The following is a 13722-nucleotide window of genomic DNA, read 5'->3' as shown; positions in this document are numbered from 1 at the left end:
CATGAGCGAAACCGTCCTGCACATCTTCTATCTGATCGCCGTCAGTGCCGAGGCGATGACCGCCGCGCTCGCAGCGGGGCGCCGCAACATGGACTGGTTCGGCGTGGCGATGCTGGGCTGCATCACCGCGCTGGGCGGCGGCTCCATCCGCGACGTGCTTCTGGGCCACCATCCGCTGTCCTGGGTGGCGCATCCCTCCTATCTCGCCATCGCCGTCACCGCCGCCTGCGCCACCATCGTGCTGGCCCGGTTCATGGAGCGCCTGCGCGGCGTCTTCCTCGTGCTGGATGCGATCGGCCTGGTCGTCTTCACGGTCATCGGCTGCAACGTGGCGCTCGACATGGGCCAGCCGCTCGCCATCGTCGTGGTCGCGGGCATGATCACCGGCACGGCCGGCGGTGTGCTGCGCGACATCCTCTGCACCGAGGTGCCGCTCCTCTTCCGCCGCGAGCTCTACGCCAGCGTCTCCATCGTCACCGCCGGCCTCTATGTGGGCGGACTGGCGGCTGGCCTGCAGCACGACCTGGTGATGGTGTGTGCCATGGCCGTCGGCCTCGCGCTGCGGCTGCTGGCGCTGCGTTACGATCTCCACATGCCGAAATTCGTCTATACGAAGGATCTGCACTGAGGGATCGCGGGGAGGTCGGGACCGCATGAGCCAGAGCCTGGAGGCGGCGCAGGCCGCGACGCCGTTCCGCTACCGGCACTACCGCGCCTTCCACGGCGTGCGCACCGGGGTGGGCGTGCTTCTGTGCATCGGTGTCGGCGTCGTGTTCGGCATCCCGCACGGCCTCTGGACGGCCATCTCCTTCCTGGTGGTGATGACCGGCTTCCATCACCACGGCAACATCCGCCACCGGGCGCTGGAGCGTGCGCTCGGCACCATGATCGGGGCCGCCGCCGGGCTTCTGGTGCTTCTGCAGCAGGAATGGCTCCAGCTGACACCGCTGACCTGGGGGCTGATCGCCGGCTTCTGCGCGATCTGCGCCTATCACGCCATCGGCAAGGGCGGCTACACGGCGCTCCTGTCGGGGCTCACCCTGGTTATCGTCGCCGGCCACGGATCCGAGCCGCTTGATGTCGGCCTCTGGCGGGCGCTCAACGTGATGATCGGCATCGCCATTGCGCTGGCGCTCTCCTTCGTGCAGCCCATCTACGCCACCTGGTTCTGGCGAGACGTGCTGTCGCGCGCTCTCGGCCATTGCCGGGAGGTGCTGCACGCGGTGGAGACCACGCCGGAGCGGCCCGGCCTTGCCGGCATCGGCGGCACGCTTCAGAGCCTGCGCGGGCTGATGCCGTCGGCGGCGCGCGAGGGCGGCCTGCCGCTCGCCCACCTGGAGGAGATCCAGCGCAGCGTGCGGGTGATCGTCTCGTCGGTGGAGCTCATCGCCGCCGCGCCCATCGATCCGCCGGACCTTTCCGTTCCCTGCCGGATGCTGGACGAGATCGCCGCCGCGCTGCGGGCCGGCCGTCTGGCCGCCATGCCGACGGCGGAAATCCCGGCGGCGCCGGTGACCGATGACGCGGACCTGTCGCTGGTCCGGGTTCTCGACCGCGAACTCCACACGCTCGCCCGGCTGCTGCGCGAGGCGCCGGGCCTCTGGCACGGCGAAAGCGTGTCCCGCTGACGCGCGGGGGCGTTGCTCCGGTCCAGCCGCGCCGCGCCGGAGCGGCAGCCGGATGGCACCTCGTGGCGACCGCTACCAGACGGGCAGTTCCACGTTGCCGGCCTCGGGATCCTCCAGCAGATGCAGGCGGCTGGAGGCAAGCTGCGCCACCTTCAGCGTCATCGATTTGCGCGTCGCCCCGGCGAGCTTGTGCGCCGGCGCCTCGCGCAAGATCTCCGCCTCGAAGCCGTCCGACAGGATCAGCCCGGCCTCTTCCGGAAAGGGCTCCAGAGGCACGTCGGGATGGGTGGCGAAGAACAGCCGGTCGCAGTGCAGCCGGTAGAAGGGCCACTTGGCATCGGCGCGCAGGTCCTCCAGCGATGACTTGATCTCGACGATCCAGATCTCGCCGCCCTTGCCCACCGCGACCAGGTCGGCCCGCCGTCCCGATGCGAGCCCCACCTCCGGCAGCGTGGAGAAGCCGAGCTGGCGCAACAGCCGGCAGGTGCCACGCCGCACCTTCAGCGCGTTCGGCGACTGGCGGCCGTCGACGGGCAGCGACGGCTGGGGAACAGGCGAGGGCGTCAGCGACATGGGCAGCTTCGACATGTGCGGCAGGAACGGATCGGCCCATAGTTCCGCTTTTGTTCCGCGCGATCAACCCCGCCACGTCAGTTTGTCGGCGGTGCGACGACCGGAAACCGTGGGCGCGGGCGTCTCTACAGGACGATCCCGCCGATGACGCCCGCCGCGATCACCACGGCCCAGGGCGGGGCCTTCCACTGGGTCAGCGCCACGAAGGCGGCGACCGCGATGGCCAGCGCCACGGGCGACGTGATCCCCCGGGTGAAGACCGGGTCGTAGAGGGCCGCGGCCAGCAGCCCGACGACCGCGGCGTTCACGCCGGCAAGGGCCCGCCTCGCGTTCGGCCGATGGCGCAGTGCCGACCAGAAGGGCAGCGTGCCGAGCACCAGAAGCGCCGAGGGCAGGAAGATCGCGAGCAAGGCGACGATGGCGCCCGCCACCCCGGTCAGCGGACCGTCGAGCACGGTGCCGAGGAAGGCCGCGAAGGTGAACAGAGGACCCGGGATCGCCTGCGCCGCGCCGTAGCCGGCGAGAAACTCCGATTCCGTCACCAGCCCCGGCGCCACCACCGACTGTTCCAGAAGCGGCAGCACCACGTGGCCGCCGCCGAAGACGAGGCTGCCGGCCCGGTAGAAGCGGTCGATGATGGACAGCGTGAAGCCGTCGCTTGCCGCTGCCGCCAGCGGCAGCCCGATCAGCAGTGCGAAAAACAGCGCGAGCGAGGCCAGCGCGACACCCTTGCCCACCGGCACGGCGAGCCCGCCCGGCTCGGGGGCCTGTTCGGGTTTCGGCAGGACGGCCAGGCCGGCCAGCGCGCCGAGCGCGATCACCCCCACCTGCATCCAGGCGGCGGGGGCGACCAGCAGCAAAACCATGGCGCCGCCGGCGATGCTGGCGCGCAGCGCATCCGGGGCCAGCGACCGGGCCATGCCGATCAGCGCCTGGGCGACCACGGCCACGGCGGCGGACTTGAGGCCCGCGATCCAGCCGGCGCCCTCGGTGTCGCCCACGGCGGCGAGCCCGTAGGCGAAGGCCACCAGCACGATGGCCGAGGGCAGGGTGAAGGCCACGAAGGCCGCCGCCATGCCGGGATAGCCGGCGCGGCTGAGCCCGATTCCCATGCCCACCTGGCTGGACGCCGGGCCGGGCAGGAACTGGCAGAGGGCGATCAGGTCGGCATAGGCCGCCTCGGAGAGCCAGCGGCGGCGCTCCACGATTGCGGTGCGGAAATAGCCCAGATGCGCGATGGGGCCGCCGAAGGAGGTCAGGCCGAGCAGGAGGAAGACGCGAAACACCTCGGCGGGCGTGCCGCGGGCTCGCTCAGCGTCCGGGGTAGGGCTGTCCTGCATGTCGTGAAATCGCAACGCTGATGAGGGGGAGGCCGCCCGGCCGGGCGACGCTGGCTTGCGGGATGCATCCGACATCGCCGCACGGCGATGATACGGTCGGTCGGCCACACTTTTGCGACGGGCGAGGGCCGCGCCCGTCGTGATCAGCGGCGCGGGTTCGGCTTCGGGATGACGTCGATGGTGACAACTGGGGCCGGCTGTTGTGGCGCCGCTGCGGGAGCGGCCTGCTGTTGCTGCTGCCGGCCGCCGAAGGCCTGGCCCAGCAGGGCGGCGGCGTTGCCCGACTGCGCGGATTGGCCGGCCGCCTGTCCGAGGAGGCCGCCCACCAGCCCACCGATCGCCTGCTCGGTGGTCGGCGCCTGTTGCTGCGGCTGCGCCTGCTGCGTCGCCTGGGCGGGCGCGGACGCGGCCGGCTGCTGGCCGAGAAGACCGCCGATCACGCCGGACACCACCTGGGCCGTGTCGGGTACGGGAGCCGGCGCGGGAGCCGGGAGCGTTTCGGACGGCGCCGGGGCTTCGGCAGGCGCGACGGGCTGGGTCTGCACCGGGTCGGGGGCGGACTGGTTCTGTCCTCCCGCCAGCCCCCCCACGAGACCGCCGATGGCCGTCCCGAGAACGTCGTTCGCCGTGCCGCCGGACGTCCCTCCCGTGGCGCCGCCCAGCTGCTGCTGAGCGGCACTGGCCAGCGCCTGCTGCAGGCTGTTGCCACTGCCGGATCCGTCGCCGCCGCTGATCTGACCAAGCTGCTGGTCGATCAGCGAGCCGATGGCACCCTGGGTGTCGCCGGAAGCAAGCTGGCCGACCACGCCGGCGGCGTTGCCGAGCCCGTCGATGTTGGCGATGTCGCCCAGATTGCCCAGCGACTGGAGCTGCTGCAGCGCCGCTTGCGGGTCCTGCAGGATGCCCTGGATGTCGGGGTATATGCGCGGTCCCGACCAGGCGCCCTCGATGACGATCGGAACGCCCAGGCCGGTCGTCTCCGCCTCGCTGCCCTGACCCTCCAGGTTGGCCACCAGCCGGGGATCGACGCGAAAGGACAGCGTCTTCTCCGCCAGGTCCGCGTTGCCGGTGCCGGTCATCCGCACCAGCGGTCCGATCAGGCTGAGGTCGTCGGTGGCGGCGACGCCGTCGGTGATCTGGAAGGTGGCGCCGAACGCCGTGAAATCGGTTTTCTGGCCCGGGTCGGACTGCCAGCCGGACAGGATCGACGAAGTCAGACTGCGCAGCATACGCGGAATGTTGATGCCCATGATCGCGCCGTCGGCGATCTGCAGCGAGGCGGTTCCGTCGAGCGAATCCACCAGCGCGTAGACGCTGTCACCGGCGCCCGCGACGCTCAGGGCCACGTGGCCCGTGCCCGCGAGCGCGCCGAAGCCGGCGGCGTCCTTGAACAGCCGGTGGACGTCGACGCCCTCCATGGTGAAGTCCGCCTTGGTGGTCGCCCCGTTGTCGTTGGCCAGCACCACCTGGCCGGTGCCGGTGCCGGAATAGAGGTCAAAGCGCGACAGCCGGGCATCGAGATTGCCGCCGCGAAGCGTCACGCCAAGGATGGCGGTCCCGGTCTTGAGCGTGTCGATGACGATCGAACCGGTGGTCATCGACAAGGTGGCGTCCAGCATGTCCAGGACGGAAAGATCGAGCGGTTCCCGGCTCCAGCCGCTGCTTCCGCCGGCGGCGGGCTGGGCGTCCGTGGTGCCGCCCGACAGGTACGGGGTCAGGTCCAGCGTATCGAAGGCAAGATCGGCCTGAATCACGGGCTTCGCGCCATCGAGCGCCACCGATCCCGACCCGCGCCCGGTGCTTCGGTCGACCGCGAACACCGTGTCGGACACCGCCACGCCGGTCTGGGTCGCGGAAAACGTCCCTTCGATGGACACGGTCTGCAGCCCGTTGCCCTCGCCGAGCGGGCGTTCGAGCCAGGCCATCAGGTCGCGCAGCGACGGCGTTGACAGGCCGACCCGGCCGTTGGCCGCGCCGCTCAGGCTGATGGTGCCGTCATAGCTGGTGGCGACCCGGGGCGACTGCAGCGATGCCTTGAGCGCCGACGGTGCACCGGAGAGGAGCACGCCCGGCGGGCCGGAGGTGCCGGACAGGCTGAAGCGCTCGCCGCGCCAGACGAACCCGCCATCCAGCGAGACCGGCTGGTCTGCCCCGGCAAAGCGGGCGTTGACGCTCACCTGGTCGAGGGTGCCGGCGGAGGCGTCGCCCGGCACGGCCTCCGCGAGCGGCAGCCCGGAAATACGGCCGCCGCGCAGGCCCAGCGAACCCTCGGCGTAGGCATTCAGCAGCAGCGCGTCGGTGGTGGTGCCGCGGGTGTTGAAGCCCACGTCGGCGAAGACCTGGCCGCTGGCCTCGTAAGGGGCGGGGGCGAAGGCCAGCAGGGTGGCGAGCGGCATGTCGGCCACCGTCGCCGTGCCGGCTGCGACCGCCGTTCCGTTCTCGTCGAAGGCCCGGGCGGAGAAGGCCACCGATCCGCCGCCGAAGCCGACCTGCGGCACGTCGAGCTGCAACACGCCGTTCTGCAGCAGCGCGCGGGCGGTGAGCCCGCTCAGTGTGATCTCCGGCGCCACGAGTTCGCGAACCGTCAGCGTGAGGTCCGCGTCCACCGACGACAGGGCGGACAGGTCGACCGCGCCGTCGTCGGCTTGCCCGCTCTGAGCCTCTGTCTCGGCCTGCTCGGGCAGGAAGCGCGCCACGTCGATGCGGTCGGCTGCGATGCGGCCGCGCACCTGCGGAACTTCCGTGGCGGTGGGCAGGGTGATCTCGCCGGTGAAGGCGGTACCGTTGATGGAGCCGGCGATGTCGGTGAGAGCGAGCGCCAGAGGGTTCATCACCGCGGTCGCTTCCAGCGACATTTCCCCGATCGCCACGCCCGGTGCGCTACCACTCGCCCACGCGACCGCGTCTGACAGGTTGGCGCTGGCCAGCGACAGGGTGCCGTCAAAGCTTACGCTGTCTGCCAGGATGGCCGTCCCGACGATCGACCCCGTGACGGGACCATCGGCGATCTCGAGCGAGACGGCCGTCGGCGCGGTGCGCGCCAGCGTCTGGGGCGTCTCGATGTCGGCCTGCACGGCCAGGGCGCGGCCGCGGAAGACCAGGCTTCCCTCCGCGTGGGCCGGCTGATCCACCCCGGGAAGCCGGATCTCCAGCGCCACGTCGCTGGCCGTTTCGCGCACGCCCGAAGCTACGTCCTCCAGCACCACCAGCCCGTTCTGGACGCTGAAGCGGCCCACCGAAAGGCGTTCCAGCATGGCGAGGGGATCGGTTTCTTCGCCGCCGTTGGCAGGCGCATCCGTTGCCGCGGTCCGGCCGGCGAGGCCCGGCAGCGTGATGGAGCCGTCCTCAAGCCGCACGAGCGCGACGTTAAGCCCGTCGAGCACGATCTCGTTGACGGTGACGTAGCCGGACAGGAGCGGAATCAGCGCAAGGTCGGCGCGCAGCGTCTCCAGCGACATCACGTCGGCCCCGTCCGGGGCGCGCACGCGCACGGCGTCGGCGGAGAGCGCAACGGTGGGGAAGGCACGCAGCCCCACCGGCCCGTCGATGGAGATCGCAAGGCCGGTCGCCTGGCTGATCTGGTCGACCACCGTCTGCCGGACCCATTGGGTCGAGACGAACAGGGGCAGGGCCATGAGCGCCGCGACGACCAGGACGCAGAAACCCGCCAGGGCGATCAGGACGCGTTTCATCACTCACTCCGGCGCGTACGAATCGGGAACCGAATCAGGCGCGACTCTACCCGATCCCCTGGCGATCATGGGGACACAGTCTGCTCACCGGCGGCAACACGGGAAGCGGCCGGCCCCATCCGGGGTCTGCCCGCGCCTGCCATGCGGCCGGGACGTCCGTGCGCCTAGCGCGGCGCGCGCTTGGCGAGGATGCGTTGCAGCGTGCGCCGGTGCATGTTCAGCCGGCGGGCCGTTTCGGAAACGTTGCGGTCGCACAGCTCGTAGATCCGCTGGATGTGTTCCCAGCGCACCCGGTCGGCAGACATCGGGTTGTCCGGCGGCAGAGCCCGATCGTCCGGGCTGCGGGTCAGCGCGGCGAAGACGTCGTCGGCGTCGGCCGGCTTGGACAGATAGTCCATGGCCCCGAGCTTCACGGCGGTGACGGCCGTCGCGATGTTGCCGTAGCCGGTGAGCACGACGCTGCGGGCGTCAGGCCGCGCCCGACGCAGACGGTCCACCACGTCGAGGCCGTTGCCGTCACCAAGCCGCATGTCGACGACCGCGTAGGCCGGCGGGCTGCGGTCCACCTTGCCGATGGCTTCCTCGATGGTCTCCGCCGTGTCCGTCTCGAACCCGCGCTTTTCCATGGCGCGCGCCAGGCGCTGCACGAAGGAATGATCGTCGTCGACGATCAGCAGGGTGGGGTCGTCTCCCAGGTCTGTGGTCTCGGTCATTGGGCTACACGCTTGCTCTCGACGGTGGCGGGGCGTTGCGCCAATAGGCAGCGATGCCGGCCCATCCGTACGGTTCCTTTGTCATATTTATAAGTACGCACCGGCGTCGGGCAAAGATCTGTCCCCGTCGTCCGCGTCCGCCGGGCGGCCGTCCACGGTTCCCGGCAACCGGCCGAGGTCGACCGCCTGCCGGTCCCAGTGCACCTTGACCACGGCGCCGCGGTCCGGCGGACGGCGGTTGGAAAAGGCGAGGTGGGCACCGGTGCGTTCCAGGAGCGTCTTGGCGATGAAGAAGCCGAGTCCCAGGCCGCCGCCCGACGACCGCGTGGCGCGGCTGGTGACGTAGGGGTCGCCCAACCGGTCGAGGACCGTCTCAGAGAAACCGCGCCCATCGTCCTCGATGGTGATGGAGACCTCGCTCTCGCTCCACTCTGCGGTCACCGTCACGTGGCTTTCGGCAAAATCGACCGCGTTTTCCAGGAGATTGCCGAGGCCGTAGAGAATGGCGGGGCTGCGCGCGACCACCGGCTCGCGACCCGTGGTGCCGCCACGCGTCACGTCGACCTCGATGCCGAAATCGCGGGTCGGCGCGACCACTTCCTCGATGAGCTGGGCGAGGCTCATGCGGTCGAAATGGCCGTCGGGCTCGTTGGCAAGCGTGGTGAGCTTGCGCAGGATCTCCCGGCAGCGGTCCGTCTGGCTGCGCAGGAGATGGATGTCTTCGGCATGCGGCGAGGACGGCTCGATCTCGCGCTCCAGCTCCTTGGAGACGAGGGCGATGGTGGCCAGCGGCGTGCCGAGCTCGTGCGCCGCCGCGGCCGCCAGTCCGTCCAGCGCGCTCAGATGCTGCTCGCGCGCCAGGATCAGCTCGGTGGCGGCGAGGGCGTCCCCCAGCTGGCGAGCCTCCTCCGCCACGCGGAACGTGAACACGCCCATCAGCGCCAGGCTGCAGGTCAGGGCCAGCCAGACGCCGCCCACGAACAGCAGCGGCAGCTCCAGAAGCTCGCCGGGATACCAGGGCAGCGGGAAATGGTGGATCGCCAGCAGGGTCGCCATCACCAGGACGAGGCTCGCCAGCAGCACCGTCTTCTGGGGCGGCAGCGCGGTGGCCGAGATCATCACCGGCGCGATCATCAGGAAGGCGAACGGATTGAACAGACCGCCGGTCAGGTAGAGGAGCCCGGCAAGTTGCAGGATGTCGAAGGCAAGCAGGATCGCGGTGTTCGGCTCCGACAGGCGCCGGCTCGAGGAGAACCGGAGCCTGAGAACGACGTTGAGAAAGGCGGAAGCCGCGATCAGCAGCATGCAGGCGCCGAGCGGCAGCGGGAAGCCGAAGCCGAACGCCACGACGAGAACGGTGACCGTCTGGCCGAACACGGCCAGCCAGCGCAGCCGGATCAGCGTGTCGAGACGAACGTTGCGCTGGCCGAAGGCCGGCGTACCATCGAGCAAAACGGGAGCGGTCATGGCAGGCGCCTCATCTCCGGCATTGGACCGGGGATCCCGCGGCCTGCCGGTTGGCGGTTCGGCGTCGATCGCCGGGCGGTGCGCTCCGCAATCGACAAGAGGTTACAAGGCGGTTTCATGGACACGACTGTCGCAGGCGCGCCACGGCGCCCCGCCGCCGAGGCGGTGATCGAGGTCGACGCAATCATAAAGTCATATTCCGGGGTTCGCGCCGTCAATGGAATCTCCTTCGCCATCCCGCGCGGATCGGTCACGGGGCTCCTCGGCGGCAACGGCGCCGGCAAGACCACGACGATCGCGATGATCATGGGGCTGGTGCTGCCGACCTCCGGCGCCATTCGCGTGCTCGGTCACGACATGGCGCGGGAGCGGCACCGCGTGCTGCACCGGATCAACTTCGAGAGCCCCTATGTTGAAATGCCCATGCGGCTCACCGTTCGCCAGAACCTGACCGTTTTCGGCCGCCTCTACGGCATCGCCGATGTGCGGGGCCGGGTGGCGGAACTCGCCGAGGCGCTCGATCTCGTCGAGGTTCTCGACCGGCCGTCGGGCAAGCTCTCTGCGGGGCAGAAGACGAGGGTCAGCCTGGCAAAGGCCCTGGTCAACATGCCGGAGGTCCTGCTTCTCGACGAGCCCACCGCCTCGCTCGACCCCGATACCGCCGACTGGATCCGCACCCGGCTGGAAGATTACCGGCGCGAGCGCGGCGCGACCATCCTGCTCGCCTCCCACAACATGCGCGAGGTGGAACGCCTCTGCGACGACGTGATCATGATGCGCACGGGCGCGATCGTCGACCGCGGTGCGCCGGACGACCTGATCGAACGCTACGGCCGCGACACCCTCGAGGACGTCTTCCTCGACGTCGCCCGTGGCCGCTCGGCCACGCCGGTCGAATAGGAGATCGCCATGCTCTACTCCACCTCCGGCCATGGCGAGGCCCGCTACAGGTCCATCTCCGTGGCGCGCACCTCTGCCATGGTGTTGCGCTACTGGTATCTCCTGCGCTCCTCCTGGCCGCGGCTTCTGGAACTCGTCTACTGGCCGACGGTGCAGATGCTCATGTGGGGCTTCCTGCAGCTCTATCTCGATGAGCAGACGGGCTTCGTTGCCGGCGCCGGCGGCGTGCTGATCGGCTCGGTGCTCCTGTGGGACATCCTGTTCCGCGGCCAGCTCGGCTTTTCCATCTCCTTTCTGGAGGAGATGTGGGCGCGCAACATCGGCAACCTGATGATGTCGCCGCTCAGGCCCGGCGAATTCCTCGCCGCCCTGATGGCCATGAGCGTCATCCGGCTGGCCATCGGCATGGTGCCCGTCACGCTGATGGCCTACGCCTTATTTTCCTTCAATCTCTGGTCTCTCGGGCTGGTGCTGGTGGCCTTCTTCGTCAACCTGATCCTGACGAGCTGGTCGATCGGCATCGCCGTGTCGGGTCTGGTGCTGCGCCACGGGCTCGGCGCGGAGACGCTGGCCTGGTCGATCGCCTTCCTGCTGCTGCCGCTGACCTGCGTCTACTATCCCGTCGCGGTGCTGCCGGGCTGGCTGCAGACCGTCTCCTGGATGCTGCCGCCCACCTACGTGTTCGAGGGGATGCGCGCGGTTCTGATCGACGGCGTCTTCCGGGCCGACCTGATGGCCTGGGCGCTCGGCCTGAACGCGCTCTACATGGCGCTCGCCGTGACCATCTTCGTGCGGCTGTTCAACCAGTCGCGCCGGGTCGGCTCGCTCTTGTCGCTGGGCGAATGATGCCCACCTGATTCGCACGTCCTGCGCATCCGCCGTGCATCCCGGACCGGCCGCCGCCGGGTGCACCCAGTCCATCGCCTTGATCGCACTCAGCTTCCCGCAAGCCAGGCATGGCAGACTGGGTGTGGCTTGCGGAGCTTACTTTCGAACCGCTATTCTTTGCTGCGGCGCGAAATCGCGAGGTTTGCGAGCGGGCATTGCACCAGGTCTCGCGAGGACAGCTTGAAAACCCGTGTCCTTGCCGGGCGCTGGATCATGAAATCGATCGTGTCGAACGGCTTTGGACGGCTCCGGCCGCGCGTCGCCGCGATCTTCGACCACGGGACATCTCGTCGTGTACTATGAACTCTACGAACTGAATCATGCCGCGCTGAGCCCGTGGCGGGCGGCAGCCGACGCGACGCGCCTTTATTTCCGCAACCCGCTCAACCCGTTGTCCCACACCACGTTCGGCAAGAGCCTCGCCGCCGGCAGCGAGCTGTTCGAGCGCATGACCCGGCGCTACGGCAAGCCGGAATTCGGGCTCGAAGAGACGACCGTCGGTGGCACCCGGGTGTCGGTGCGCGAGGAAATCGTCTGGGAACGCCCGTTCTGCCGGCTGCTGCACTTCGCCCGTGCCCTGCCGCGGGGCCGGCGCAACGACCCGAAGGTGCTGGTGGTCGCCCCCATGTCGGGCCACTACGCGACGCTGCTGCGCGGCACCGTCGAGGCGCTGCTGCCGAACCACGACGTCTACATCACCGACTGGATCGACGCCCGCATGGTGCCGCTCACCGACGGGCTGTTCGATCTCGACGACTACATCGACTACGTGATCTCCATGCTGCACTTCCTCGGCGGCGACACGCACGTTATGGCCGTCTGCCAGCCGGCGGTCCCGGTGTTCGCGGCCGTGGCGCTGATGGAGGAGGACGATGATCCGTACGCGCCGCGCTCCATGACGCTGATGGGCGGGCCGATCGACACGCAGGTCAATCCCACCGGCGTCAATGATCTCGCCAAGCAGCACGACCTGAACTGGTTCCGCCACAACGTCGTCATGCGGGTGCCGTTTCCGCATCCCGGCTTCATGCGCGAAGTCTATCCGGGCTTCCTGCAGCTCACCGGTTTCATGAGCATGAACCTCGATCGCCACATGACGGCGCACCACGACTATTTCCACCACCTGGTGCAGGGCGACGGCGATTCCGCGGAGAAGCACCGCGACTTCTACGACGAATATCTCGCGGTGATGGATCTGACGGCCGAGTTCTACCTGCAGACGGTGGAGAAGGTCTTCATGAAGCACGACCTTCCCAACGGGACCTTCATGCACCGCGACCGGCTGGTGAACCCGGGCGCCATCAAGCGGACCGCTCTGCTCACCGTGGAGGGCGAGAAGGACGACATCTCCGGCGTGGGCCAGACCCAGGCGGCGCACCGTCTCGCGGCCAACCTGCCGGACGACAAGCGCGGCCACTACGAGCAGCCGGGCGTCGGCCACTACGGCGTCTTCAACGGCTCCCGCTATCGCTCGGAAATCTGCCCGCGCATCGCCGACTTCATCCAGACCCACGAGCAGTCCTCGAAGGCCCCTGCAAAGGCCAATGGCGCGGCGCCGGCCGCCCCGTCGGCGGCCTCCGACCCGAAGCCGGCCGCGGCGAAAAAGCAGGCGTCTGCCCCGAAGGCGAAGCCGGCCCCGCGCAAGCCGGCCGCGACCTCGGCCGCCAAGGTTGCCGCTGAGGCTGCACAGGCTCCCGTCGCCGCCATGGCATCGGCCGCCGTGGCGCTCTCCGATCTGGCGCTGTCCGCGCCCAAGGGGACGGCCGACGATCTGACGAAGATCGTGGGCATCGGTCCGCGTCTCGCCCAGCGCCTCAACGAGATGGGCATCTGGCACTTCTCCCAGCTTGCCGCCCTCTCCGACGCCGCCATCGAGGAGATCGATGGCGTGCTGGCCTTCCCCGGCCGCATCCGGCGCGACGACTGGGTGGGCCAGGCGGCGGCAATGAGCGTCAAGGCGAAGATCGACGCCTGAGGCGCCGTCCCGTGAGTGCCTCCATCAGCACTTGATCGAGATCAGGGGATCGCGGATCCGGACGTGATTGTCTCGGGATGGTCGCTCAGGCGGCCGTCCCGAAGCCATCCGCCGCGTGAGCCGTGATCCACGACCGGCCGCGCGGTCTTCCTGAGAGGTCCGCGATGTTCGTCAGGAAAGCTCTCGCAGCCGGCCCGTTCCTCGGCCTTGCTGTCCTCCTGGCGACAGGCTCCCCGGTCGCTGCCGCCGGAAGCGTCGCCGAAGGGCATCTTCTGGCGCGGCAATGGTGTTCGGCCTGCCACATCGCCGATGCCGCCCAGGCCAGCGGCAGCGCCGACGTGCCGCCCTTCACCGAGATTGCCGCCGCCGAAACCCTGACGGCGGACAACCTCGCCGCCTTCCTCGCCAATCCCCATCCGGTCATGCCGGACATGGCGCTGACGCGCGATGAGATCGCCGATCTCGTGGCCTATATCCGCTCGCTTCGGTCGGAGTGACGCCAGAGCGTTTCCCGGTGAAGTGGAGACCGGTTCACCGGCAGGAAAC

General features: G+C 69.5%; 11 protein-coding genes. 6 read left to right on the top strand and 5 right to left on the bottom strand.

Going from position 1 to position 13722, the window contains the following annotated elements:
• Position 1: 1 nt before the first annotated feature.
• Positions 2-628 (top strand): trimeric intracellular cation channel family protein, encoded by a 627-nt coding sequence (locus C507_RS0115330; protein ID WP_018700595.1) that lies wholly within the window; start codon positions 2-4, stop codon positions 626-628.
• A 25-nt stretch (positions 629-653) separates the two neighbouring features.
• Positions 654-1628: an FUSC family protein gene (locus tag C507_RS21605; protein ID WP_018700594.1), complete on the top strand. Its 975-nt coding sequence runs from the start codon at positions 654-656 to the stop codon at positions 1626-1628.
• Positions 1629-1700: 72 nt separating this feature from the next.
• On the opposite strand, the gene C507_RS21600 is transcribed toward C507_RS21605, so the two are convergent.
• The 5 genes from C507_RS21600 to C507_RS0115300 all read right to left on the bottom strand — a co-directional run bounded on the left by C507_RS21600 (position 1701) and on the right by C507_RS0115300 (position 9413).
• Entirely contained in the window at positions 1701-2201 is a 501-nt protein-coding gene (locus C507_RS21600) for an MmcB family DNA repair protein (RefSeq protein ID WP_040401273.1), read from the bottom strand.
• Between the two features lie 125 nt (positions 2202-2326).
• On the bottom strand, positions 2327-3541 hold the full coding sequence (chrA, locus tag C507_RS0115315; RefSeq protein WP_051089792.1) for a chromate efflux transporter: 1215 nt from the start codon (positions 3539-3541) through the stop codon (positions 2327-2329).
• A 143-nt stretch (positions 3542-3684) separates the two neighbouring features.
• On the bottom strand, positions 3685-7233 hold the full coding sequence (locus tag C507_RS22500; RefSeq protein ID WP_018700591.1) for an AsmA family protein: 3549 nt from the start codon (positions 7231-7233) through the stop codon (positions 3685-3687).
• 164 nt (positions 7234-7397) lie between these two features.
• A complete protein-coding gene (locus tag C507_RS0115305) occupies positions 7398-7946 on the bottom strand; it encodes an ActR/PrrA/RegA family redox response regulator transcription factor (protein ID WP_018700590.1) in 549 nt (182 codons plus the stop codon).
• An 87-nt stretch (positions 7947-8033) separates the two neighbouring features.
• Positions 8034-9413 carry an ActS/PrrB/RegB family redox-sensitive histidine kinase gene (locus C507_RS0115300; protein ID WP_018700589.1) on the bottom strand — a complete coding sequence of 460 codons (1380 nt, stop codon included), beginning with the start codon at positions 9411-9413 and terminating at the stop codon, positions 8034-8036.
• A 117-nt stretch (positions 9414-9530) separates the two neighbouring features.
• On the opposite strand from C507_RS0115300, the gene C507_RS0115295 reads away from it, so the two are divergent.
• The 4 genes from C507_RS0115295 (at position 9531) to C507_RS0115280 (ending at position 13673) form a co-directional block, all read left to right on the top strand.
• Complete coding sequence (locus C507_RS0115295; RefSeq protein WP_018700588.1) at positions 9531-10313, top strand: ABC transporter ATP-binding protein; 783 nt, start codon at positions 9531-9533, stop codon at positions 10311-10313.
• Between the two features lie 9 nt (positions 10314-10322).
• Entirely contained in the window at positions 10323-11159 is an 837-nt protein-coding gene (locus tag C507_RS0115290; protein WP_018700587.1) for an ABC transporter permease, read from the top strand.
• Positions 11160-11493: 334 nt separating this feature from the next.
• Complete coding sequence (gene phaZ, locus C507_RS0115285) at positions 11494-13176, top strand: polyhydroxyalkanoate depolymerase (RefSeq protein ID WP_018700586.1); 1683 nt, start codon at positions 11494-11496, stop codon at positions 13174-13176.
• Between the two features lie 164 nt (positions 13177-13340).
• The gene (locus C507_RS0115280) at positions 13341-13673 is read left to right on the top strand and encodes a c-type cytochrome (protein ID WP_018700585.1); all 333 of its coding nucleotides are present in this window, start codon (positions 13341-13343) and stop codon (positions 13671-13673) included.
• Positions 13674-13722: the final 49 nt, after the last annotated feature.

This window comes from Amorphus coralli DSM 19760 (assembly GCF_000374525.1).
In the GTDB taxonomy this organism is placed as follows: domain Bacteria; phylum Pseudomonadota; class Alphaproteobacteria; order Rhizobiales; family Amorphaceae; genus Amorphus; species Amorphus coralli.
The sequence above is the reverse complement of the archived record's forward strand: the minus strand, read 5'-3'. Positions and strand labels throughout refer to the sequence as shown.